The organism is Paenibacillus sp. YAF4_2 (assembly GCF_052113225.1).
Classification (GTDB): domain Bacteria; phylum Bacillota; class Bacilli; order Paenibacillales; family Paenibacillaceae; genus Pristimantibacillus.
Genome location: NZ_JBFRCT010000007.1, coordinates 20,804 through 43,839, shown reverse-complemented (window position 1 = coordinate 43,839; position 23,036 = coordinate 20,804). Strand labels below are relative to the sequence as shown.

The 23,036-nt window shown below is 46.0% G+C and carries 22 protein-coding genes and 1 pseudogene; 10 read left to right on the top strand and 13 right to left on the bottom strand.

Annotated elements, in window-relative coordinates; genetic code table 11:
* Positions 1-173 precede the first annotated feature (173 nt).
* Positions 174-1,073, top strand: a complete 900-nt coding sequence (locus tag AB4Y93_RS17185) for an AraC family transcriptional regulator (protein ID WP_441894040.1) — start codon at positions 174-176, stop codon at positions 1,071-1,073.
* Between the two features lie 800 nt (positions 1,074-1,873).
* Here the strand turns inward: AB4Y93_RS17185 and AB4Y93_RS17180 are convergent.
* Positions 1,874-2,446 (bottom strand): TetR/AcrR family transcriptional regulator, encoded by a 573-nt coding sequence (locus AB4Y93_RS17180; RefSeq protein WP_441894038.1) that lies wholly within the window; start codon positions 2,444-2,446, stop codon positions 1,874-1,876.
* A gap of 128 nt (positions 2,447-2,574) precedes the next feature.
* On the opposite strand from AB4Y93_RS17180, the gene AB4Y93_RS17175 reads away from it, so the two are divergent.
* Both AB4Y93_RS17175 and AB4Y93_RS17170 read left to right on the top strand, forming a co-directional pair.
* Positions 2,575-3,522, top strand: coding sequence for an SDR family NAD(P)-dependent oxidoreductase (locus AB4Y93_RS17175; RefSeq protein WP_441894036.1), 948 nt, complete (start codon positions 2,575-2,577; stop codon positions 3,520-3,522).
* Between the two features lie 175 nt (positions 3,523-3,697).
* A pseudogene (locus tag AB4Y93_RS17170) lies at positions 3,698-4,309 on the top strand (DNA topoisomerase); the annotation flags it as partial.
* Positions 4,310-4,643: 334 nt separating this feature from the next.
* Here the strand turns inward: AB4Y93_RS17170 and AB4Y93_RS17165 are convergent.
* A complete protein-coding gene (locus tag AB4Y93_RS17165) occupies positions 4,644-5,306 on the bottom strand; it encodes a nitroreductase family protein (protein WP_441894034.1) in 663 nt (220 codons plus the stop codon).
* Between the two features lie 188 nt (positions 5,307-5,494).
* Here AB4Y93_RS17165 and AB4Y93_RS17160 point away from each other — a divergent pair, with 188 nt between their 5' ends.
* Complete coding sequence (locus AB4Y93_RS17160) at positions 5,495-6,085, top strand: TetR/AcrR family transcriptional regulator (protein ID WP_441894032.1); 591 nt, start codon at positions 5,495-5,497, stop codon at positions 6,083-6,085.
* Between the two features lie 391 nt (positions 6,086-6,476).
* Here AB4Y93_RS17160 and AB4Y93_RS17155 read toward each other — a convergent pair whose 3' ends face one another.
* Positions 6,477-6,926 (bottom strand): MerR family transcriptional regulator, encoded by a 450-nt coding sequence (locus tag AB4Y93_RS17155; RefSeq protein WP_441894030.1) that lies wholly within the window; start codon positions 6,924-6,926, stop codon positions 6,477-6,479.
* A 118-nt stretch (positions 6,927-7,044) separates the two neighbouring features.
* On the opposite strand from AB4Y93_RS17155, the gene AB4Y93_RS17150 reads away from it, so the two are divergent.
* Entirely contained in the window at positions 7,045-7,890 is an 846-nt protein-coding gene (locus AB4Y93_RS17150) for an aldo/keto reductase (protein ID WP_441894028.1), read from the top strand.
* A 379-nt stretch (positions 7,891-8,269) separates the two neighbouring features.
* Here AB4Y93_RS17150 and AB4Y93_RS17145 read toward each other — a convergent pair whose 3' ends face one another.
* Together AB4Y93_RS17145 and AB4Y93_RS17140 are read right to left on the bottom strand one after the other, a co-directional pair.
* A complete protein-coding gene (locus AB4Y93_RS17145) occupies positions 8,270-8,740 on the bottom strand; it encodes a DinB family protein (protein ID WP_167278617.1) in 471 nt (156 codons plus the stop codon).
* Positions 8,741-9,324: 584 nt separating this feature from the next.
* Positions 9,325-10,077: an SDR family oxidoreductase gene (locus AB4Y93_RS17140; protein WP_167278616.1), complete on the bottom strand. Its 753-nt coding sequence runs from the start codon at positions 10,075-10,077 to the stop codon at positions 9,325-9,327.
* Here AB4Y93_RS17140 and AB4Y93_RS17135 point away from each other — a divergent pair.
* A complete protein-coding gene (locus tag AB4Y93_RS17135) occupies positions 10,072-10,644 on the top strand; it encodes a MarR family winged helix-turn-helix transcriptional regulator (protein ID WP_441894025.1) in 573 nt (190 codons plus the stop codon). The genes AB4Y93_RS17140 and AB4Y93_RS17135 overlap by 6 nt on opposite strands.
* Before the next feature lie 319 nt (positions 10,645-10,963).
* Here the strand turns inward: AB4Y93_RS17135 and AB4Y93_RS17130 are convergent, their stop codons facing one another.
* Together AB4Y93_RS17130 and AB4Y93_RS17125 are read right to left on the bottom strand one after the other, a co-directional pair.
* A complete protein-coding gene (locus tag AB4Y93_RS17130) occupies positions 10,964-11,308 on the bottom strand; it encodes an NUDIX domain-containing protein (RefSeq protein ID WP_441894023.1) in 345 nt (114 codons plus the stop codon).
* A gap of 139 nt (positions 11,309-11,447) precedes the next feature.
* On the bottom strand, positions 11,448-12,947 hold the full coding sequence (locus AB4Y93_RS17125) for an MFS transporter (protein ID WP_441894021.1): 1,500 nt from the start codon (positions 12,945-12,947) through the stop codon (positions 11,448-11,450).
* Positions 12,948-13,119: 172 nt separating this feature from the next.
* Here AB4Y93_RS17125 and AB4Y93_RS17120 point away from each other — a divergent pair, with 172 nt between their 5' ends.
* Positions 13,120-13,689, top strand: a complete 570-nt coding sequence (locus tag AB4Y93_RS17120) for a TetR/AcrR family transcriptional regulator (RefSeq protein ID WP_441894019.1) — start codon at positions 13,120-13,122, stop codon at positions 13,687-13,689.
* A 306-nt stretch (positions 13,690-13,995) separates the two neighbouring features.
* Here AB4Y93_RS17120 and AB4Y93_RS17115 read toward each other — a convergent pair whose 3' ends face one another.
* The 3 genes from AB4Y93_RS17115 to AB4Y93_RS17105 form a co-directional block, all read right to left on the bottom strand.
* A complete protein-coding gene (locus AB4Y93_RS17115) occupies positions 13,996-14,265 on the bottom strand; it encodes an immunity 53 family protein (RefSeq protein WP_441894017.1) in 270 nt (89 codons plus the stop codon).
* A gap of 256 nt (positions 14,266-14,521) precedes the next feature.
* Positions 14,522-15,757, bottom strand: a complete 1,236-nt coding sequence (locus tag AB4Y93_RS17110) for a YncE family protein (RefSeq protein ID WP_441894015.1) — start codon at positions 15,755-15,757, stop codon at positions 14,522-14,524.
* 122 nt (positions 15,758-15,879) lie between these two features.
* Positions 15,880-16,494 carry a cyclase family protein gene (locus AB4Y93_RS17105; protein ID WP_441894013.1) on the bottom strand — a complete coding sequence of 205 codons (615 nt, stop codon included), beginning with the start codon at positions 16,492-16,494 and terminating at the stop codon, positions 15,880-15,882.
* A 150-nt stretch (positions 16,495-16,644) separates the two neighbouring features.
* Here AB4Y93_RS17105 and AB4Y93_RS17100 point away from each other — a divergent pair, with 150 nt between their 5' ends.
* On the top strand, positions 16,645-17,133 hold the full coding sequence (locus tag AB4Y93_RS17100; protein ID WP_441894011.1) for an SRPBCC family protein: 489 nt from the start codon (positions 16,645-16,647) through the stop codon (positions 17,131-17,133).
* A gap of 149 nt (positions 17,134-17,282) precedes the next feature.
* On the opposite strand, the gene AB4Y93_RS17095 is transcribed toward AB4Y93_RS17100, so the two are convergent.
* The 3 genes from AB4Y93_RS17095 to AB4Y93_RS17085 all read right to left on the bottom strand — a co-directional run bounded on the left by AB4Y93_RS17095 (position 17,283) and on the right by AB4Y93_RS17085 (position 20,246).
* Positions 17,283-17,507, bottom strand: coding sequence for a helix-turn-helix domain-containing protein (locus tag AB4Y93_RS17095; protein ID WP_441894009.1), 225 nt, complete (start codon positions 17,505-17,507; stop codon positions 17,283-17,285).
* 19 nt (positions 17,508-17,526) lie between these two features.
* On the bottom strand, positions 17,527-18,993 hold the full coding sequence (locus AB4Y93_RS17090; protein ID WP_441894007.1) for a protein adenylyltransferase SelO: 1,467 nt from the start codon (positions 18,991-18,993) through the stop codon (positions 17,527-17,529).
* Between the two features lie 122 nt (positions 18,994-19,115).
* Positions 19,116-20,246 (bottom strand): tyrosine-protein phosphatase, encoded by a 1,131-nt coding sequence (locus AB4Y93_RS17085; protein WP_441894005.1) that lies wholly within the window; start codon positions 20,244-20,246, stop codon positions 19,116-19,118.
* Between the two features lie 210 nt (positions 20,247-20,456).
* Here AB4Y93_RS17085 and AB4Y93_RS17080 point away from each other — a divergent pair, with 210 nt between their 5' ends.
* Positions 20,457-21,821: a TrkH family potassium uptake protein gene (locus AB4Y93_RS17080; protein ID WP_441894003.1), complete on the top strand. Its 1,365-nt coding sequence runs from the start codon at positions 20,457-20,459 to the stop codon at positions 21,819-21,821.
* A 95-nt stretch (positions 21,822-21,916) separates the two neighbouring features.
* Positions 21,917-22,693 (top strand): glutamate racemase, encoded by a 777-nt coding sequence (gene murI / locus AB4Y93_RS17075; protein WP_441894001.1) that lies wholly within the window; start codon positions 21,917-21,919, stop codon positions 22,691-22,693.
* Positions 22,694-23,036 lie beyond the last annotated feature (343 nt).

Below are 23,036 nucleotides of genomic sequence, written 5' to 3'. Positions count from 1 at the left end.
CACTACTGTAGTAATAGGCGATTGCCGCCGGTCTGTTGGAACAACCTTATTATGCTCCTGCCATGCTAAATTATGATAGAATATTATTCTCACATTCTTGCCTATTATTCTCACCCCGCTTAACAGACTCAGTTCAAGAATTTATAATAGAACACAGTAATGGAGGGGTGCACATGCTAGATGACGCTCAAAAAACATACTATAAACAGTTGGAGCTTGCGCAACTCGTCGAGAAGTTCACTGGTGCAGATGGCGACCACGCTACCCCGATCCCCTCTTTGCATCTGGTTCGTGATTCCCACTCCGAGGTTCCGATATGCAGAATTCAAAAGCCTTCGCTATGCATTGTTGCCCAAGGCGAGAAGGTTATCATGCTCGCCGATGAGCGCTACCGATACGGGGTATCCGATTACCTCGCGGTGTCTCTGGATGTACCGATAACCGGCCGGGCCACTCAGCCCTCTCCTGAATCCCCCTACTTAGCGATTCGTCTAGATTTAGAGGCCAGCCAAATCTTTCAGATCATGAAGGAGACGGATTTACTTCCCGACAGCACCAATAGATATCACAGAGGGCTATTCGTAGGCAAAATGAATAATGCTCTCCTCGATGCAGCCGTCAGACTGGTAGGCCTGTTAGAGGCGCCGAAGGACATTCCGGCACTGGCGCCCCTCATCATACGTGAGATTATTTACAGACTCCTTAGCGATGATCAAGGGGATGTGTTCAAGCAGATTGCCATGGCTGGAAGCGATTACGCCTTCATTGCAGAGGTGGTCGAGCGAATCAAGAGGGATTACAACCAGCCGCTGCGCATCGAAGAATTAGCTGAGCTGGCAAACATGAGCTCCTCCTCGTTATATCGTCACTTCAAAGAAGTGACCGCCATGACTCCGGTACAGTATCAGAAGCAAATTCGACTGCAGGAAGCACGCCGTCGCCTGTTAACCGAATCTACCCATGTGGCAGATATCGCGTTCGAGGTAGGGTATGAGAGCCCTTCCCAATTCAGCCGGGAATATGCGCGCCTGTTCGGCTTCTCTCCGGTGAGTGATATCAAACGGTTCAGCTAATAAGATCAAACCGCATTCAGTTTATATTTTCCGATCATAACCATGATGAAAAAGCATTCCAGTTCCCGGACATAGTCTCCCGTTGCGCTGTGTCATACTTGAAAAAGTTTATATACATATCCTCCCGGTGTGTTGTGCCGGGGATCGTTAACACCATCCCTGTTCTACGGGTCATTATAGCAATGACAGGCCACCGGGAAATATACAATAAATGATTAATAACTGTATTTTACACAGCAAAAAGCCACATCAGAATAAGATCCAATGCGGCTAATTCGAATTACTTTTTTGCATATACAATCTTCTTAATACTATCTCTTGATAGGCAAAACCGGTCGGCCAGTTGGTCCATCGTGACCCCAACCGTCTTTTATGTCACATGCTCTTATCCATCATACCACACCCCAATTTTTCGCCGGTACTTGTGGTACGGTTCACCGTATCATCTATAAAGCGAAATCAAAAGACACCCGCTGATATTATCCCCTTTAAGTAGACAAGTGCTTAATAAGAGCACTAATGTTTACCTTGAGGGGATTTTTCTTGGGGAACGAACGTAAGACATATTCAACCGACATTAAAGCTGTAGTTATGTATTTGAAAAGGGCTTGGGCTTCAAGACTGTTGCCAAAGAGCTTGAGATCCGGCATTCCAATGGTACAGCGTTGGGTTAAAGCGTACCAACACTTCCTTACGACGAAAGCCGATCGGATCGAGTGCGACAGCAATCGGCAATGGATAATATCGATACTTTCCCGCCTCATTTTGAGCGGGCTGGAATGCTGGGTTTCTAATCCTATCTATTCAAAAATTAAATCCACAAAAGAGTGAATTAATCGATCTGCATCATCCATCCCCTTTTTTTCTTCATGATGTCCATAAGCATTTAATTCAACCAAGCCATGAATAAAGGCGAACATTAATGCGGTTGTTTCTTTGGGGGACTTCTTTATTTTGTAGGTTTGACCACGAGCTTGGCCCAAATGCTGCTCAATGGCCCCAAAAGACTGGAACGCCAGCAGATATAGCTCCGGATACAACTCTTTGTCCCATTGCTTCCGGAACATAAGCTGGTAATGTTCTTGATTTTGAATGCCATAACGATAAAAGGCTTCTAAAATGGAGACAATCTGCCCTCTAATGTCTTTGGCATTCAGCATCAATGCTGCAATTATTTGATTCAGCACCTCAAAGTTTTCAGAAACAATTACCGCAAGTAAATCTTCTTTATTCTTAAAATGTCTGTAAACAGCACTTCTGGATAAATTCATTCCCTTCCCCAAGTCACGCATATTAACGCTATCTACGCCGCCTTCATCAATCATGTGCCTAGTAACCTCAAGTAGCTTTTTCCTTGTAGCATTACTTTTCATAGCGCCCTCTCAATCTCTAAACGAATGGTATAACTTCATCATAGCACGTTGACAATGTCAACAAAAGGGGATATACTCGCTTTGTTGACATTGTCAACATAACAATAAAGACTGAAGGAGTGTGGGCAATGAAATCAATTATTGTAACAGGCGGAAATGCAGGGTTGGGCTATGCTTGTGCCAGTACACTTGCCAAAACGGAGAAAGAGGCTCATATTGTTCTCGCCTGCCGTAATCCAACAAAAGCCAATGAAGCTGTAAATGCGATGAAGAAAGAAACGGGACATAAGAACATTATCGCTATGGAGCTTGATCTTTCATCTTTGGCTTCGGTCAGAGCCTTCGCCAGGAAATTCGCAGCATCCAGCCTGCCTCCGCTAGATGCCCTTGTTTGCAATGCAGGCGTCCAGTTTGTCGACAAGGCACATGTATCGAAAGACGGATTTGAAAAGACCTTTGCCGTCAATCATCTTGGCCATTTCCTCCTTGTTAATCTGCTTGTGGATAAAATGACGGATCACGGCAGAATCGTCTTTGTTAGCAGTGGAACCCATGATCCCTTACAGCGATCGGGTATGCCGGAACCGATTTATGAGGATGCCAGACTACTGGCCTATTCGAACAATGTTGCTCCAATAGATGTGCCGTTTAATGGGCGCCGGCTGTATACGACCTCCAAGCTATGCAACATCTACTGTACTTACGAGCTTGCGGACAGGATTCAACGGTGTACGGACAAGCAGATCACCGTCAGTGCGTTTGATCCGGGCTTGATGCCGGAGACAGGTCTTGCCAGAAGCTACAGTCCATTCCTGCGGTTTATTTCGAGGTATATCCTTGGATTGCTAATACTTGTTCATCCCAAAGTTAATACGACGGCCAAATCTGGCAGAGCGTTAGCCTCTCTGGTGACAAATCCGATGCTTAAAAATGCCACAGCAAAGTATTACGAAGGTTCAAAGGAAATTCAATCTTCTGTCCTTTCTTATAATGTTGAAAATAGAAAAAACTTATGGGATGTGAGCGTTGAATTGACAAAGCTAACTGCGAACGAGTCCATATTGCTTACGATATAAAGAAAGCCACCCCGCTCTAAAACGCTTCCTCGCTATAGTTCATGGCTAACGTTGATACCACGCTTCAGAAATCGAGGCAAGGGAGAAATAATAAAACGAATAAAGGAAAACGGTGAAAAGCCATTATTATTTTAGCAACAGACCCTGACCGGGAAGGGGAGGGGATCGCCTAACAGGTTACCTGGTTTCGCCTATGCTCTGGAAACTGATTAAAGGGCAAACAGGGCTATCTGCAGGCAGGATACAATCTGCAGCATTCAAGTTAATCCATGACCGAGACCAGGTTATATCCAGATTTCAGGTTGAAGAATATTGGAGCATTAAGGGATTGTTCTTTGTGTCCTCAGAAGCTAGTTTTTATGGTGAACTAACCTCAATTATCACTCACCAGGTTCCGATACGTACGAGAAGCCAAGTAGACGGGGTCCTAGATCTTCTGAGGAGATCACTGTTTAAAGTATTGACGATTGACCGAGTTAATGTGTCATACGGACCTCCAGCTACGTTCATCACGACAACCTTCTTAAAGGCTGCTTCCTCACAATTGGGGTTTAGTCCAAAGAAGACGATGGAAGTGGCGCAGGCTTTATTTGAGGGTGCCGGTGGAAGTTTCCAAGAGGGATTAATCACCTACATGCGGACTGACTCGCCTAGAGTAGATCCAGAGGCTGCAGATAGCGCTGCAGTCTGGATTAAAGAGAAGTACGGTCAAACTACGTGCGAAGTAATGCAGAAAGATACAAGGCCAAAGAGACTGCTCAGGATGCCCACGAATGCATTCGACTGACCAACATACACCATGACCTAGTGTTGAAAGAAAATAAAGTTTTAGACTGGGTATGTTGGTCCCACGCGGCTTTTCGAATAATAAAACCTTCAGATAACGTAAAATAAGTATTAGACTTGCCCCAACTATAAAAACAGCGGTAGCCGTGGACGAGAAAATAAAGTCCTAGACTGACGCTGTTTTTTGAGCTATCTGTTCAACTAACGGTACCCGTTAGGTTAATTCCTTGATTCATCATCCACTCGATAAAAGATGTTCGTGTGGAAAGTTATGCTGCGAGACAAATCAAAACATACCTGGATCGGGGCTTTAATCTGATGCGTAGAACATTTTGTTATTCCTTAGGCATTTCGTTAAAGAAAGCTACATCATCGACTGCCAGCCTCACCGTCCGATGACCGGGCTTCGCCACCTTGCCGATGGCGATCAACATAATCGGAACGTAGCGTTCTGATATGCGGAAAGCTTCCATTAGCCTTTGTTTGTCGTAGCCTCCCATCGGTACGGTATCGTAGCCTTTAGCGCGGGCGACAAGCATGAGTTGCATCGATACTAGACCACCGTCGGTATAAATTTTTTGGCGGATGGCCTCGGGCGGCATGCTCGAATACATGCCGGTATAACGTTCAACCATCGATTTTGCCGTATCCGCAGGCATGAAGCCCGCATCGACCGCCATTCCGTAAATTTTTTCGGCCATTTTATAACACTCCAAATCACCGAGTACCGCAATGACAGCCGAAGCCTCGACCACTTGCTGTTGATTGAATGCGATCGGAAGCAGCTTCTGCTTCAGTTCCGGCGAGTCGATAACGAGAAACCGCCACGGCTGAAGGTTAGCGGCTGAAGGAGCCAGCGTGGCTTGCCGCAATGTTTCGGTCAATTCCTCCCGCGATATCTTGATCTCGGGATCATAGCTACGAACCGACCTGCGTTCTCGAATAACATCAAAAAAAAGTTGGTGCTCCATCGTTTGAGACGGTTGTGAAACCGACATGGTTCTCTCCTCCTTTGGGAAAAGCGGCATTCAGCATTTTGTTTCAATACAACACTAGTTGTTTTAACAACGTTTGTTGTAGTTACATGTTATAATGACATTCGAATGGTACGCAATCATCAATAACCATGAATCGTTGTGTAGACAACACCATTTCTATAATGTCGTTTTATGAGGAGATCTTAATCATGACAATTAAAAAGAATGAAGCTGATCCTCGTGTGATACGTACACGGCGACTCCTTCAAGACGCTTTTGCTTCATTAACTCAAGAAAAAGACTTTGAATCGATAACCGTTAGGGATATTGCAGAACGAGCTACTGTTAACAGAGCGACTTTTTATGCGCATTTTGTAGATAAATTCGAAATTCTTGAGGCCAAACTAATGGAATCATTTATGACAATTATAAATCGTAGAATAAGCGATCACGAAGCATTAAATGAAGAAACAATTCAGAGTATTTTTCTGGGTGTATGCGATTTTCACAAGGGTCTAGACACTATGTGCAAAAGAAGGTATGAATCGCTTGGACCAGTATTCGAAATTCAAATAAAGGAAAAAATTCAAAAGATACTTCTTTCCTTTATAGACAAAGACAAGATGCTATCGAGTCCAAACGCGCAATTCTTAATAAATACAGCTTCTATCATGTTAAGTTGGGGGATGTATGGTGCGGCTTACGTTTGGAACATTGAGGGGTGTCTAATAAGTGCGGAATCATTCGTTAAACAGACTACGCCCTTATTGATGAATGGATCCAAAGAACTGCTAGGGTAGGTATTGCTCTATCCTGCCCATTAACATAACAAAGCTGCCGATCGTGTACCGGCAGCTTTGTTAAATATGGCTTCAACTATAGTTCCCCGGTAGTTGAACAACGTACTCACTTAATTAAACTCATATAATTTGTGGTTATTGGAACTTTTTTAAAAACCCATTTTTCGTAGAACATCACTTTATTAACTGCGCAAAACAAATCAACGCGTTAGGTACTATTAACGACCGCTTGTGATAAAAAGTGTGGAACCAATTTAGTTGATTTTGCTGAGGTTGTCGCAACACGTGATAAACACGGTAAATACCATGGAAAAAATTGAGAACTCGCTGTTTTGAGCTAGCAGTGACTATTGACTACCTTCTGCCCTGCTTTACAATTGCGTGAGCAACGTCATTTGGCTCCAACTTGTTTGATCGTGTCCCAAACTTCATTTAATTCATACTTAAGTGGCCATTTAGCGGGGTTGGAGCTATCCGCAATTACACCCTCTATAATGTTAAGGTAATAGTTGGATTTCGCTTCCAAATAATCAACTGTTTTTCTCGCTGCCTGCAATTGAAAGTGGGCATGTTCTTTTTGCCTTAAAATGATCTCGTAGCGTTCCTGAATGGTAGAATCGCCTTTTATGCAAAGATCTGCATAGGTTTTAATATCTTCAATAGACATTCCGCATTGTTTTAATATCTTTACTCCAATAAGCCAATTGATGGATTCCTCATTGAATAGGCGGTTGTTATTTTTATCTCGCAGTAGGCTAGGTATCAATCCCTTATCCGTGTAGAACCGAATCGCATGCTCGCTTAAGTCAAGCATTTTCGCTACTTCTTTTACCGTGTACATGAAATTCCTCCTAATAAAAAAATAATCAGATCTCTTGCCTTCGTGTAACACGAAGGGTGTAATATGCTAATTGTAGCAGTTGAAAGACCAATAAATCAAAAAAATTGGAGGAATTGAAATGGAATTTGTTACTTTAAACAATGGAGTAAGCATGCCAATCTTAGGCTTTGGGGTTTATCAGATTCAAGATCCAGAGGAATGTGAAAGATGCGTACTCGATGCGATTAGCGTAGGTTATCGTTCCATTGATACCGCACAGGTCTACCAGAATGAAGAAGCAGTAGGCCGCGCAATGAAAAAAAGTGGAGTGCCAAGAGAAGAGTTCTTCATCACCACTAAAGTTTGGATTTCCAATGCTGGTTATGACAAAGCAAAAGCATCCATCCAAACATCCATGGACAAACTCCAGCTTGAATATCTAGACCTAGTCTTGGTCCATCAACCATTTAATGATTACTATGGAACCTACCGTGCGATGGAGGAACTCTATAAAGAGGGTAAAATCAGAGCAATTGGGATTAGCAACTTCTATCCGGACAGATATGTAGATCTAGTTGAGTTCAGCGAAGTGGTGCCCGCTGTGAATCAGGTGGAAACTCATGTCTTTAACCAGCAGACAGCAGCACATGAGCTTATGAAAAAATACAATACGCAGATTGAATCCTGGGGTCCTTTTGCAGAAGGAAAAAACAATTTATTCACGAACTCAACCTTACAAAAAATCRGCGATAAATATAACAAATCAACAGCCCAGGTTGCTTTGCGCTTCTTGATTCAGAGAGGCGTAGTAGTTATTCCCAAAACAGTAAATAAGAATAGAATGGAAGAAAACTATAATGTATTTGACTTTACTCTGACAGCGGAAGAAATGGAGAAAATAGCTGCACTCGATACAGGAGAAAGTTTATTTTTCTCCCACTCTGATCCGCAAACCGTAGAGTATATCATTAGTCTCGGCAAATAAAGGCGAGCGACTCGATACTTACCGTTCGGATCTCCGCGTTGTTTGAAACGGCAAACTTTTGGCCATCCTTGGCGGGATGGCCTTTAACATGTATTAGAATATCCTGCGCTTCAACTCCGACTTCGGAGCCGGGTTGAAGTCTCCTATTAGCATCAACGCTTTCACTACGATATCGCTGAATTGGATTTTCCCGCCGATCACATTGCAGCAGGCTTTATCCGGATCAGCTTTGAGTATCGCGCCCGCTCGTTGCCTAGGTCTTTTTCATTTTCCACCATATGGGGTCTTGACCATTATTAGAATGAACAAAAAAAGAGCGTCCATGGAGCAAACTCCCTAACTATCGCTCTCAGTTAGCTTAATCTATCTTTCTTAAACTTCAATCCCATACCTTTGGCCGCTTTAATCCGGCTAATCTTAAATAATCTAAAAGTTGACCTGAATGGACTGCTTCATGGTAAGCAATTCTCAAAAGCATGTCGCCTAATGATCGAATGTAACCTACGTCTTTTCTATCAATCTGGATTCTTGTTAAATCCTCTTGTGTATAGGATTTTACTGTATCCATAAATTGATTCCGATAGGATTCTGAAAAGTTGAGTTCCTCTTGGATTGTTGTAAAAGTACGAGCCTCATAAGGGGATTCATAAGCGGTTAGACTTCCTTCATTCAACAAGGCAAGATGGTAATAATGTTCACTATCCAGGACATGGCGGATCATCTCTTTTATACTCATTGCTTCTGAATCCGGTCTCCAGTCCAAAAACTCATGCGGAATACTTCCCCAAATAATCATGCTTCTGCGTCGAATCTCATTTAAATTCTGAACGATAGCTTCTATAGCGTTCATAGCTGCTTCCTTTCGACTTCAATTTATCGTTACATTATATCAGAACTTACGTTCGTAATACAATTTTAAAAGATAGTAGGAGTATCCTGCCCTTAGTTAAGAAAACGGCAGCTCATGTATGATGGGCTGCCGTAGTGTCTTTCTTGATCTAATGTTCCTATTCCCTCGCAACGATATGGTTTCTTATTTATGAGTATTGCAGGTTTCCGTGTACCATTTTCTACTCCTTCGACAAAGCAAAAACTTGCCCTTAATACTGATAAAGCTCTCCGTAGCATCTTTAAAGCGAAATTAAAATGCACCAGCATCTAATCACTACTTCACTATCATCTAATTGACTCCGAACTTATCTTAGATCTCACCGTAATAGGCTCCTCACGGCTGTAATTCAAAAGGATACTTTACTGTACCATCCTGAGCAAACTTCTCGAAGGATAGGGGGGCATCCGCTTCATTGCCAACAAAGCAGCTGTGTATTTTTCCTTCACTGGATTATGAAGTCCATTCGACCTTAGAGAGTCTGGCTAGCATTCGCTCCTCAACTCACTGCCTGGCGAATCCCTTCGATCATGCCTCCAGAATCATCACCACGGGAGCGGACCATCCTCGTTCGAGAATGTGCCCGTCGGACCGTTTGCGTCAAGGAGCGCCAGGCGCACAGGCTCGCGTGCAGCTTGTTGGACGGTTCGAGTCCCCGCGAAGTTGTTAAGGTCCGTCCCTGTGAAGCCCGGGCACGCAGCGTTAACCTTAATGCCTGTCGACTCGAGTTCGATGGCGAAGGCAAGCGTAATCGCGTTAAGGGCGGTTTTCGACGGGCTGTAAACGGCACCGAAAACCGACCGATGCGGAAAGTTCGGGTCCGAGTTGATCGTTAGCGATCCGGAAGAGCTCGATAAGTTGACAATGCGTCCCGCCGGCGCTTCACGAAGGAGCGGCAGCATTGCTTGTGTGACGGCGATAACGCCGAACACGTTCGTCTCGAACACAGCACGCGCTTCGTCGAGAGACGCAACGCTCGGGCGGCCCGAATTCGCAACCTCCTCTAGTGGCCTGCCCGGCTTTCCGGCGTGCGAGATGCCCGCGTTGTTTACAAGCACGTCGAGACGGCCGAGCTCGCTCCGGATACGTTCTGCCGCGGCGACGATAGAGACCTGATTCGTAACGTCAAGTTGGAGGGCTTGGGCATTCGCTCCGATGCTCTTTGCGGCCGTCTCCCCATGCTCGAGGTTGCGTGATCCAACGAGTACAGTAAGGCCATTGGCCGCGAGATCCTTCGCGATTTGAAGACCGATTCCTTTGTTGGCCCCGGTGACCAAGGCGACTGGTTTGTCATGCATAGTGACACTCTCCTTTTCGCATCGATGTACGACATTTGTCAAACAGTTATGGTTGACGTGTCAACCTTTAGTGACTTTAACATATTGTGGTTGACGCGTCAACCATGCTATTATGTTCCTATGGACAAGAACGAGTTAAACGAAGAGGAAATGCAAATATGGCATTTGTGGAAAGGCTCCTTTCAGAGCATTTTCGGTCGCGTAGTTAAAGAGATGTCCGAGCACACAGGATTATCCGAAGGTGATTATGGAGTATTGGATCGGTTAGTCATTTTTGGGAATGGCAACCTTCGTCAACAGGAGTTAGCTGACTCGATGGACTGGGATAAGAGCCGTTTGTCACATCATCTGACGCGGATGGAGAAACGTGGGCTTGTAACAAGAAAACCATTAGAAACAGATCGCGGTGTTCAGGTCATAATTACTTCTAAAGGAAAATCCGCATTGGATGAAGCCCGTCCTATCGTGGCTAAGGCAATACGCAAATATTTCCTTGATCAATTAACCGCTCAAGACGTGGAGTCGATCACTAAGTTGGCGGAAAGAACAAAGACAGGTGTCCAGTGAAAATAAAGTTTTAGACTGAACGACTTTATTTAAAGGGGCTTATAAGGTCAAAAATAGTTAGCTTTCAAAATTTAGTATTTGACTAACATAAAAAATAAAACAGCGGCGGACCAAGATTGAAAAATAAAGTCACTCTTAGACTGCCGCTGTTGTCATTCAACCAACGTTCCCTGTTAGGTTAATGAAGTCCCTTTAAAAGCTGATAAATCTGTTGTGCTATATGCTTAATATCAGAAATTTGCCCACTTGTAAGCATCTCATAAAGACCGTCAGGAACAAGTTTATACTGAATATTTTCTTTAAAATCATCTAAGTTCATTCAAACAGCTATAAACTTTTTATCCCCCTCAATTCCTTCAAATTTATTCTTATTATAGTCATCCATTTGGCTAAAACTCGCTTCATAAATAAAATCATATTCATGACTAATTTCTCCGTACCAAGAGAAGATGTGTTCGATAATCCCTATCAATTTTGGTTTAATAATATTAATGTTAATCTCCTCTTTTACTTCTCGTATTACAGCTGATTTGCTATCTTCCCCATACTCAATCGTGCCACCAACTGGGCGAAACGTAATGATACCCTCTTCTTCGGGGAATTGTTCAAGTAAAATTGATTCTCCTCTTTTGATAATACACAGAGAACAAGCCCTATACTGCAAAATGTTCACTCCTCTTAGTAATTGATGTTTCAAATATATTCATATAGGTATTGTGTTATCCTGCCCATTAACGTGAAAGCTGCCGATAATGCCGGCAGCTTCGTCGTAGGTGTATATGGAGCTATCGTTTCCCGTTAGTTTAATCTGACTTTTTCAATATCTCATTAAAAATCTGTGTTACCTCTGCATGTCCAACTACCCTTGCTCCCTCCCTGCGCTTGCGGCCAAGCGCCGCCAATAGCAGCAAGGTCAACAACGCCAGCGCCGTAATCGCCGCCAACGCCCACTGCATCGTACGAACGCCCGCGATGCCGTGCGTATCGCCGCCGAATCGATCAAGCAGCCCTTGATACATCGTACCGATGACCGCGACTCCGATCGCTTGCGCGACCGACATGAACGTGCTTAGCACACCTGACGCCGCACCGGCCTGCGGACCTCGCACACCGCTCAGGACTGTCTGAATGAGCGGTGTTGCAACGGCTCCTTGCCCGAGGCCGGCAATGAGGAGCGGAACGAACATCTCGCTGATGCCTAGCCCGGAGAGATGGCTTACGACCGCGATGAACAGGACGTAGCCAATCGCCATGAACAGCGCCCCTGTCATCAGCACGCGGCTGCCCCAGCGTTTCGTCAGAGGAGAGGCCAGCAGGGATGCTGCGAAGAACCCGATCGCCATCGGGATGAAGGCGTAAGCGGATTGCAGCGGCTCTGCCCCTCTCCCGTCTTGCATGAATACCGACAAGAGCAGATAGATAGCAGCATTGCCACTATAGAAGGCCAACGCGATCACCATGCCGAGGCGGAACGATCGATCCCGGAACAGCGTCATCGGTAGCAGCGGCGAAGCTCCCCGACGAAGAACACCGTTCTCGTAGCGAACGAAAGCGGCCAGTACGGGCAGGGAGCCGAAAAGCGAGATCAACGTCCAGGCTGGCCACCCTTCTTCTCGGCCGACGACCAACGGGTAGATGAACAGGCCTAGGCCGATAGCCAGCAGCCCGACGCCAGCGATATCCAGCCTCTTGCGTTCGGGAGCGCGGGATTCTCGCAGCATCGCCAGCGCGAACAGGAAGGTGAACAGACCGACCGGAAGGTTGACGAGGAACACCAGACGCCAACCCATACCCCACCAATCCGCCTTAAGCAATAAACCGCCAGCGATCTGGCCAACGATGGCTCCAAGTCCCAACACCCCTCCGTAAATTCCGAGAGCCTTGCCTCTCTCCTCTGCTGGAAACATCACTTGAATGAGCGAGAGTACCTGTGGCACCATCGCGGCGGCAGAGATGCCTTGAGCAATCCGTGCGGTGATAAGCATATGCGCCGAGCCGGAGAAGCCGCACCAGGCTGAGGTGGCGACGAAGCCCGCAACGCCGATCAGGAACATGGTCTTACGTCCGAAGAGATCGCCGAGCCTGCCGCCAGTCACCAGCAGAACAGCATAGCCTAGCACATAGGTAGCTACGACGAGCTGCAGCTCGCCAAATCCGGCATGCAGTTCCTGCGCGATGGACGGCAGCGCGACGTTTACGATGAACGTATCCAATACGACCATAAACGCAGCCAGAATGACGACGGAGAGCGACAGCCATCTTCTAGGATTTAACGGTGGAACTTCCAGTTGAACGTGACTCATTTTTTTGCACCTCTTTCACGGAATAGACTTGCGTAAAGGACATTACCAGCGTTAAAATGAGGTAGACGGTTCTGTCTCTTCCCATGAAGAATGATACAGACAGATCTGTCTCATGTCAATTTGATTTCGTAAAAGTATTAGATAATTATTTTTAGTTGCAGGAGAGATGATTGTGGAGAAGAAGGAATCAGCGAAGGAGCGTATATTGCGGGTGGCGGATCAGCTGTTCTATCAGGAGGGCATACGCGCGGTCGGCATTGACCGGATCATTGCGGAATCGGGCGTGGCCAAAGCGAGCTTCTACCGCAGCTTCCCGACCAAGGACGATCTAGTCGTCACCTATCTGGAGCTACGCCGCCAGCGAAAAATAGCTCATATCGAATATGCACGGAAGGAACGGCCGGAATCTGCTCTGGAGCAGCTCCGCTATTTGATCGATTACCTCGCGGAGTTGATGAAACACCCATCCTATCGGGGGGACGCGCTCATGAATACGATCGTGGAATTCCCTGACACCAGCCATCCCTGTCATGTTAAGGCACTGGCGAGCCGCAACGAGGTGTTCGACCGAGTCGCGGACATGGCGGAAGAAGCGGGCATACGGAATCCGCGCGAATTATCCGAACTGTTGCGCCTCTTGTATAGCGGAGCCTCTATGGTGGCCTATATCAACAAGGAGGACTTCAAGCCGGAACTGCTCTCTATCGCTGCTCGAGTGTTAATCGACAGCCAGGTCACCTGAGCATGTAAAGAGCCGGAGCTCCCTAGAGGAGTCTGGCTTATTCTGGATTCTAAATTCAATCTTCAAGCCGCATATCCGACGATTTTTTTAAAATCCAATGTTTGCCACTGAACAACACCCTTTGCAACTGGTAGAAATCCCTCCCTAAACTATAATAAAGACAAAAAATGTATATAGTTTAGAAGATTACTGCCCTTTAGTTGAAAAAACGGCAGCTCATCATGTGATAAGTTGCCGTAGTGCTGTCTTGAACTATCGTCTCCCATTAATTAAATGGGCTACTCTTCTTCAAGAGTTGCCCATTCTCTAAAAAATGCTCAATATCTCAATTAGATTTTTGGCTCCTCCAGCACATACAAACTGCCTTTCTCTAACAGCACAGTAAAACCAGTCATCCTCATTTCTTTCGATTTTGATTGAATTAAAATGTTTATCTTCTAAATAGGTCTCAGTTAAATCGATTTCGACATACCAACCAGGATTATCAACTGTCTCAATTTTGATGCCATATGAGTGCTCCCAATCGCCATTGCAATTTTTTTCATACCAGTTTTGAACCCATGAAAATAAATCCAATGCCTTTCATATCCTCCCTTGACTACATTATAGTATTTGTTTTTTATTCCACCGAACTTTATTTTCTCAGCTTAACTCGCTCAAATATTGCTCATACAACACTTAATAATGTGATTTTCTTGTCGCTAGCGCTAGATTAAGGGATTTTCACATCAAAAAATAAACGACAAGAAAATACGTACAAATGAAAAAGAACCTTGATTTATCAAGGTTCTAATCGGGATTATTATGTCGTTGTACTTTTTAATTCAATATGCTAATCCTGAATCGTAATCCCACTCGGGTTAACAGCCACCTCTAAGCGGTTCACTACTTGGTTTGTCTCTCCGTCAATAATGACAACTTCGCTGCCCAGCGCAGTGTAAATCCGGTTTGTTCTTGCATGAACCGCAACCGCTCTTGGATGGCTGCCAACTGGGATCGTCGCTACCACTGTATTCGCAGCGGCATCAATAACAGATATGGAATCGCTGCCGAAGTTCGATACATAGACGAGATTCGTCAACGGATTAACCGCTGCTGCATAAGGATTAACCCCGATGCCTTCCGTAATAGTCGTAAGCAAGGAATGGGTTGCTCCATTCATCACAGAGACACTATTACTCTTGAAGTTCGGAACATAAATCAGATTTGCAGCCGTATGAATAGCGAGCAAGCCGGGATCTTGGCCCGCCGGAATATCTGGAAATATCCTTGTATGAGTCAAACCATCAATAATCGATACGTCGTTATCTGGATCGCCATTCGCGACATATATACGATTCGTAACTGGATTGACGGAAATACCCGAAGGAATATTACCCACCCCTACCGACCTGATGATGGTGTTCGTATTCCCATCCAAGACATCTACTGTATTCAGCAGAAGACTGGTGATATAGACATGATTAGTAACCATATTCACCGCCGCATGGCATGGAAAAGGGTTGACCGGGACGACTGCAAGTATGTTTCCTGTCGCGCCATCAATAACTGAGACATTATGTGTGACGCTGTTAATAGCATAAATACGATTCGTTATCGGATTATGGGTAATTCCTCGTGTAGAGGAACCAGCTGGAGATAAAGGGATCGTCCGAATAACAGCTTCCGTCTCTCCGTCAATGACGGTAATCAGACTTTTCTCTTGCGAACTGACATAGATCAGATTAACATCCAGCTGATTAAGCTCAAGCTCAGGCTCAGGCTCAGGCTCTTCTATGAAATCCTCCAGCTCTGCCACACTATCGCGTTTACGAGGCTTTAGCTTTGTTCGGTATTCCTGTCTGACTCGACTATTGATATTGATATTGGTATTGGTATTGGTGTTGGTGTTGGTGTTGGTGTTGGTAACGATCGGTTTTTGCTTTTTCTCGCTAGTGTATGGTTTCTTCCGTTTCTTCCTTGGCGGGTCTATATTGTTAATTGGGGGGGACAAAAAACCTGACTGCTTCTGAGACATATACAGCAGCAGTGGAACCGACTCTCTCTTGCTCCGGCCATATAATTTCATACCGATCTCCTTTCCCAACCCTGCATAACCACTTATTTATTATAAGAAGCTGGGACACGGATGGCTTGGGTATATGGCATCGGTCATTTGTACGCCGAACAATTGTCCAACAATGATTTCCGCTACAGGACTCGCGCAACGATACGTGCAATCGATGAATCGGCTCGGATTTTCAGGGGCAGTGCAATGATTTCGAATGCTTGTACGTCCAAAAGCTTATCTACATTCGTCAAATTCTCAGCAATAAGAATACGATTTTCGAATAAACGAGTATGTACTTCATAGGGGTCCCGATCCGGTGAAGGTGTATCCAGAGCAACCATCTTCGATTTTTTCCGAACGAGCAAATCGGCAAACGCTGGTGTAAGAACCGGATAATCCGTAAAATAGCCGGGTCCACCAAATCTGTGACTATGCCCCGTATACACCACGATAATCTGATACTCTCCGATTCGCTGCTCATATTCTTCTTTATAATCAATGACTTCCTGTCCTCTTACATCTAACAGGCACCCTTGGCCAATTAAGGACTCTATAGGTACCTTATTCAAATACTCATAACAGTCCGTTAAATGCATAGGCCCGTCTATATGGGTTCCCGCATGCATGTTAATATTCAACTGGTGATTGTTGTAACCATCCTCCTGGAAAAATCTAGATTGCACGAGCTCCGTCTCGGCATCTCCCGGGAATGGCGGCAGCCCGTTTACAATCGTATGAGTAAGGTCGATCAGCATCTTTTATGTGCCTCCTCTAATTCATTGTCCGATGTACTCTCCTTATACGCCAAGCGAATTGCCCTGTCAATCAACCGTTCTCTTTATTCCCATGCCGCCATTTGATACACTTTCCTTGATGTTACTTCCTTACAAGGGGGATTAAGCAGTATGCTGGCAACCATTCAAAGAACAGGCTCCGGTTATACAGTGGTGTTCGAGCGCAAGCTTAGACATCCGAAGGAAGAGGTATGGTCTTATTTTACCGATAACGAAAAGCTGCCGAAATGGTTCTCCGAGCTTCGGGTAGAGGATCTGCAGGAGGGCGGACACCTGAGCTTCAACATGGGGGACGGCTCTTATGAGACGATGAGGATTACAGCCTATGAACCATTATCCGTACTCGCCTTCACTTGGGGTGAAGACATGGCCGTAAGGTTCGAGCTGCATGAGGAAGAAGGCGGCTGTATGCTTCAATTAATCGAAAGCATCCTTAAGCCTTCCGAGCATACGCCAAAGGATCTCGCTGGCTGGCATGTCTGCCTCGATGTCATTCAATCCTTGCTGGACAATGGACAACCTCTTGCCGCACGCCGCGAGCATTGGGAACACTGGTATCCGAAATATCAGGACGCTTTGCAGCAGCTGGGACCTCTTTAATTAACAGCAAAAGGACGGGCTTCCCCGTCCTTTTGCTGTTACTCCTAGGCTTGCCCGCTTCCTTCAGTAAACCAAGGCTCGTCATTTCCGCCACTGCCATCATTCATGGGGCCGGTACAAAGCGATGGCAACATTCGTATTCGACATTTTTAGTTACCTCTCTCTACGGGAATAAGCTCATATAAATCATTCACTGTACAACCTACGGTATCAGCGATCGAGATTGCCGTCTTTAACGGCATTAACCGCTTATTATCGATATAATCCGCAAGCCGCTCCGGCTTATAAAACAAAGCCCCTGCCAGCGCCTCTCTGCTTATTCCCCGCTCCTCTAATTGCTCCTGCAGCAAGCATCGACCAAGATCATATTTCATGGCGTTAATCTCCCTCAAGTTATGTTCCACAGAACGTCCGATAAGGGCGTGGGGATTCATCCGGCAGCAGAGCATATTCCGCCTGTTCTTCCGAGTAAGCATACGGGTTGCTAAGTGCCTCCAGCAGACTGTTCATGACACATAAATCACCTTGCTCTGCCGCTTCCAGCGCTGCTTCTACCCTGTGATTACGCGGAATAACAGCCGGATTGCTGCTTCTCATCAGTCTCAAAGAATCCTCTTTCGACTCCTCTTGTCTTTCCAGCCTTGCCTTCCACTTCTCCTGCCACTCAGCAAACTCCGTTATCCCATGTAGTGCCGTATCTTCCGGCTTATTCAGCGATAAAGCACGAAACGTATTTGTGTAATCGACCTTGTTGCTCTGCATAAGCAGTAGAAAAGCTTCAATCAGAGCTTCATCCTCAGGCTCATCATTGAAAATCCCAAGCTTCGCTCTCATCCCTTGCAGCCAATGCTCATGAAATAGTTCACTAAAATCAGATAGCGCATCTTGGGCAAGCTCAATTGCCCCTTCCTCGTCTTCATCAAACAGCGGTAACAAAGCTTCAGCTAATCTAGCTAAGTTCCACGAACCGATATACGGCTGGTTGCCGTAAGCATAACGGCCTTCCCTGTCGATCGAACTGAAAACCGTAGCCGGATCATACGTATCCATAAACGCACATGGTCCATAATCAATCGATTCTCCACTGATCGCCATATTGTCGGTATTCATAACGCCGTGAATAAACCCAACGAGCTGCCACTTCGCAATAAGCGAGGCTTGCCGTTTGATCACTTCCCTCAGGAAGCTGACATAACGGTTATCCCCATCCTCCATATTCGGATAGTGCCTCTCGATCGTATAATCCGCCAGTGCACGAAGCTCCTCGATCGTTCCCCATTGAGCGGCATATTGGAAGGTTCCGACACGGATATGACTTGCAGCGATACGAGTTAGAATAGCACCCGGCAGCAAACTTTCCCGCACAATCTCTTCACCTGTTGTCACCACAGCAAGGCTGCGTGTGGTCGGGATGCCAAGCGCATGCATCGCCTCGCTGATGATATATTCACGCAGCATTGGCCCTAGCGCCGCCCGGCCGTCTCCACCGCGGGAATAAGGCGTCCGGCCTGAGCCCTTCAGCTGTACATCAAATCTCTCTCCCTGCGGGGTGATCTGCTCGCCAAGCAGCACTGCCCGGCCATCACCCAGCTTGTTGAAATAAGAGAATTGATGTCCGGCATACGCCTGTGCAAGAGGCTCCGCACCCTCTGGAATATGATTACCTGCAAACACATCTACACCATCACTGCCGCGCAGCGCATCAGCATGTAGTCCAAGTGCAGCAGCAAGCGATTCATTTAACTTGATTAATTGTGGAGCACGTACAGGAATAGGATTTTGCTTGGTAAACAATAAGTCCGGCAGGCCAGCGTAGCTGTTCTCAAAGTTCCAGCCGATTTGCGATTTGTTATCCGTCATCTTGGTCTCCAATCCATTTTCATATTTAACCTTATTATAACCTTCCTTCTATTCACCATGAAGAAATGGCCAAATAAAAAAGAGCCCGTCGACCAAATGGTCAACGGGCTCTGGATTCATTCCTACTCTGTGTACATGGCTTTCAGCTTCGCGCGCTCTTGCTTCGTGATGCCAAGACCTTTTTCAAGGAAAGCGTCGATCGAGCCGTATTTATTTTTCATTTCATCAATTGCCGCTTGCAGGAATTCCTTCTGAACACCCATCATTGTCGAGATAGCAGCAACAACATTCTCATCTTTTACTTGAGCTCTGACAGCGTCAACCGCTTTTTTATTGGCTTCTGCACGGTAAACGTTGCTCAGAAGGTAGTCGTCCATCACCGTTTTCTCGTCTACACCAAGTGCCAGAAGAATGATTGCGGAACCAAGACCTGTACGGTCTTTACCAGCTGTACAGTGTTGCAGCAAGCCGATGTTATTCGGGTCGTTAAGCAATTCCATCAGTTGAATATAGAATTTCGGGCTATCAACCATTTGCTTATTGAAGCCAGCCATCATTTGAACTGCAGTAGCTGAGTCCTTCATTTGACCGGAGGCGATCATACTCATCAAATCTGCTGTAGAACCGGCATTACCTGCATCGGTACGGATATTTGTGATGCCTGGGATAACCGGATCTGGCATAGCGTTAACTTCTGCATCGGTACGGTAGTCAACGTTTGATTTGATCCCCATTGATTGAACAATCTTAATATCAGCTTCCGTCAAATGTCCAAGCTCTTCGCCGCGGAACAGCTTGCCCCATTTTACGGTTTTTCCATCCGTTGTTTTGTAACCGCCCAGGTCACGGAAGTTGAATGCGCCTTGCAGGTTTACTTTACGTTCTGCAACCGTAATTGTCGCGCCGCTGCTTGTCTTAATGTAGAAATATAAGCGAGCTCCTGGCTTCGGATCCGATGTTACATAACCGTTATAGCTGGCATTGATACGTTTCAGTTGCTTGCCGTTTTTCGCGATATTGTCGGGGGAAGTGCTGTACAGGATTTTCGCTGCGCCTAGATCCACATTCGAGTTCCAGTGAATTTTCAATTTGCCGTCTGCTGTACGCTCAACACTTGCTTGTGTGAATACGCCTTGAACTTTCTTCTGGGTTGCGGCAACAGGTGCTGCGAAGCTTGCTGCTGGTGCAGCTACTGCACCAAGTACGAGAGATGCTGCGATTGCTGTTGCTGCGTAAGCTTTGGATAATTTCATTGTTATTGTTTCCCCCTACAAATTGGTTGTGTACTGGATGTGTGTTGCTCGTATACGACTTGTATTCATGTTTTTTATTGTAGGGGGTCTTTATAAAGGGAATTTTAAAATTTGGTGAAGAGTTTGTAAATGCAGCCTTCCGCATATTTCCGCTCCGATCTAACCATATTATGGCTATCTGGAGAGAGCATCGGAGAGGATCAATCATTCATGTGGAGAACATTTCGGAACTGGGTGAGCAAACGCTCTCCCGCACAAGTCATTTCTGGCTATTACATTGCGGCCGTACTATTATCTATCCTGCTATTCAGCCTTCCTGCCGTACGGAAGCCCGGAATGAAAGTATCGTTTTTTGACACCGTCTTCACGGCTGTCAGTGTCGTAAGCGATACTGGACTAAGCGTATTTAACGTCGCAGAAACGTATAGTGTGTTCGGATATTTCGTCATTATGATCGTCCTACAATTCGGCGGCATCGGCATTATGGCGATGAGTACGTTCTTCTGGCTGCTCATCGGACGCAAAATCGGCCTGCGCGAACGCCGCCTCATCATGGTTGACAATAATCAATTTGCGTTGTCTGGGCTTGTCCAATTGGTCAAGGAGATCCTGCAGATTACCCTGCTGACCGAACTGATAGGGGCCATTATATTTGGCCTGCGCTTCCTTCGCTACTTTCCCACGTGGCAGGAGGCTTTTCTGCAAGGCCTGTTTGCATCCGTTAGTGCAACGACCAATGCCGGGATGGACATTACCGGCCAGTCACTGATTCCGTTCAAGGATGATTATTTCGTGCAGCTGGTCACGATATTACTTATTGTTTTTGGCGCGATCGGATTTCCAGTGTTAATTGAAGTGAAGGCGTTCCTGTCCCGGAAAAAACTCGATTTGAACTATCCCTTCCGTTTCTCCTTATTTACAAAGCTGGCGACGTCCACTTACTTCATATTGCTCGCGATCGGAACCATTCTGATCCTGCTGTTCGAATCGCAGCATTATTTCAAGGGCTTGTCCTGGCATGAAAGCTTCTTTTATGCCTTTTTCCAGGCCGCTACTACCCGAAGCGCAGGACTTACGACGATGGATATTACCCACTTAACGATGCCAACTCTTCTGCTCATGTGCGCGTATATGTTTATCGGGGGTTCTCCCAACTCGGTTGGCGGAGGGATCCGGACAACGACCTTTGTACTGAACATGCTGTTTGTGTACCACTTTGCCAGAGGTCGGCGGGATTACAAAGTATTCAAGCGGGAGCTTCATCCGGACGATGTTCTGAAATCGCTCGCGATATCGATGCTGGCCATTGTCATGTGCAGCTTATCCGTCATCGCCATCAGCTTCTCCGACAAGCAGCATCAGCTCGCTGCGATCATTCTGGAAGTATGCTCTGCATTTGGTACAGTGGGCCTGTCGACAGGCATTACGCCGGACTTAAGCATATTTGCCAAATGTATTCTCATGCTGCTGATGTTTATCGGAAGAATCGGATTAACCTCATTCCTCTATATCATCGGCGGACAGCAAACGATGTCGAAGTACCGCTATCCGGTTGAGAGAGTGATCACGGGGTAATCAGTCGCCAAATAATCCTATCGTAGTCTTGCCCTAACGCCTTTCTCGCGTTATGCTGGGTGTAATCTATACCATACGATAGGAACTCATAATCTATGATGATCGGTATTTTCGACTCCGGACTCGGAGGACTTACAGTACTGGCGGAAGCGCTGAAGCGCCTTCCCGCCGAGAATTATCTCTATATGGCCGACACGAAGCATGTCCCATATGGCACGAAGTCAGAAGAGGAAGTACGTGCCTTCGTGCTTCAAACCGTAGAACAGATGGTAGAGCAAGGCATTGATGCGCTTGTTGTAGCCTGTAATACAGCGACCAGCATTGCGATTAATGAGCTGCGTGAGCGGTATTCTTTTCCGATTATAGGGATGGAGCCAGCTGTTAAACCAGCTGTAGAGATGAACCGGACAACAGGGAAAAAGGTTCTTGTCTGGGCAACTCCCCTTACACTTCGGATGCCAAAATATTACGCGCTGGTCTCCCGTGTCGATGAAGAGGGTATCGTCGACTCCTTGCCGATGCCTGAGCTTGTCCAATATTGCGAGTCGCTTCAATTCGATACGAATGTGCTGCGGGATTATTTTCTAGCAAAGCTGGCTCCTTACGATCTGAAGGATTACGGTATTGTGGTGCTTGGCTGCACGCATTTCCCGTTCTATACGTCTATTCTGCAAGAGGTCTTGCCGCCGCATATTCAGATTGTAAACGGCAATATGGGAACGATCCGTCGTTTATCCGCCATGCTGAACCGTTACGGTATCGGAATCGGACGCGGAAGCGGCCATGTACGGTTCATGTGTACCGGCGGCGAAGAAGCTTATATTGAGAAGATGCGCTCTGCGCTCAGTTATTTGAAGGAACAGGATATGTAATAAATGATCCAAGAAGACCGGCGGCCACTCTAAGTGGCTGCCGGTTTTTTGGTTATAAATGGATACATAGAATCACACATGTTCATCGTAGGAATACATCTTCAGCTTAATCGGCAAGTGCATTATGCTATGCTCATAGTTCGGACAATAACCTCATGAACAGACCTCGATATGGCCAGTACCGCGAACCAATAGGAACTTTCGGTATTGGTTTTTTGTTTCCCCATGAACGTACGAAATAAGAATCATCACCAATAACAAGAACTTCGTTATCGGTGTAATAATGCTTTTTAGGAGGTGGTTGGATGCAGCTTTGCGCCAAAATGTAAGCGCATTAATTTTT

What these genes read in the sequence shown, in the direction of transcription:
- AB4Y93_RS17110 (WP_441894015.1), bottom strand. Translation starts at nt 15,757, where the DNA reads ATGAAATTATATGGCCGGAGCAAGAGAGAGTCGGTTCCACTGCTGCTG.
- AB4Y93_RS17140 (WP_167278616.1), bottom strand. Translation starts at nt 10,077, where the DNA reads ATGCATGACAAACCAGTCGCCTTGGTCACCGGGGCCAACAAAGGAATC.
- AB4Y93_RS17085 (WP_441894005.1), bottom strand. Translation starts at nt 20,246, where the DNA reads ATGAAATTATCCAAAGCTTACGCAGCAACAGCAATCGCAGCATCTCTC.
- AB4Y93_RS17185 (WP_441894040.1), top strand. Translation starts at nt 174, where the DNA reads ATGCTAGATGACGCTCAAAAAACATACTATAAACAGTTGGAGCTTGCG.
- AB4Y93_RS17180 (WP_441894038.1), bottom strand. Translation starts at nt 2,446, where the DNA reads ATGAAAAGTAATGCTACAAGGAAAAAGCTACTTGAGGTTACTAGGCAC.
- AB4Y93_RS17135 (WP_441894025.1), top strand. Translation starts at nt 10,072, where the DNA reads ATGCATAGTGACACTCTCCTTTTCGCATCGATGTACGACATTTGTCAA.
- AB4Y93_RS17100 (WP_441894011.1), top strand. Translation starts at nt 16,645, where the DNA reads ATGCTGGCAACCATTCAAAGAACAGGCTCCGGTTATACAGTGGTGTTC.
- AB4Y93_RS17105 (WP_441894013.1), bottom strand. Translation starts at nt 16,494, where the DNA reads ATGCTGATCGACCTTACTCATACGATTGTAAACGGGCTGCCGCCATTC.
- AB4Y93_RS17175 (WP_441894036.1), top strand. Translation starts at nt 2,575, where the DNA reads ATGAAATCAATTATTGTAACAGGCGGAAATGCAGGGTTGGGCTATGCT.
- AB4Y93_RS17155 (WP_441894030.1), bottom strand. Translation starts at nt 6,926, where the DNA reads ATGTACACGGTAAAAGAAGTAGCGAAAATGCTTGACTTAAGCGAGCAT.
- AB4Y93_RS17165 (WP_441894034.1), bottom strand. Translation starts at nt 5,306, where the DNA reads ATGTCGGTTTCACAACCGTCTCAAACGATGGAGCACCAACTTTTTTTT.
- AB4Y93_RS17125 (WP_441894021.1), bottom strand. Translation starts at nt 12,947, where the DNA reads ATGAGTCACGTTCAACTGGAAGTTCCACCGTTAAATCCTAGAAGATGG.
- AB4Y93_RS17145 (WP_167278617.1), bottom strand. Translation starts at nt 8,740, where the DNA reads ATGAACGCTATAGAAGCTATCGTTCAGAATTTAAATGAGATTCGACGC.
- murI (WP_441894001.1), top strand. Translation starts at nt 21,917, where the DNA reads ATGATGATCGGTATTTTCGACTCCGGACTCGGAGGACTTACAGTACTG.
- AB4Y93_RS17095 (WP_441894009.1), bottom strand. Translation starts at nt 17,507, where the DNA reads ATGAAATATGATCTTGGTCGATGCTTGCTGCAGGAGCAATTAGAGGAG.
- AB4Y93_RS17090 (WP_441894007.1), bottom strand. Translation starts at nt 18,993, where the DNA reads ATGACGGATAACAAATCGCAAATCGGCTGGAACTTTGAGAACAGCTAC.
- AB4Y93_RS17160 (WP_441894032.1), top strand. Translation starts at nt 5,495, where the DNA reads ATGACAATTAAAAAGAATGAAGCTGATCCTCGTGTGATACGTACACGG.
- AB4Y93_RS17080 (WP_441894003.1), top strand. Translation starts at nt 20,457, where the DNA reads ATGTGGAGAACATTTCGGAACTGGGTGAGCAAACGCTCTCCCGCACAA.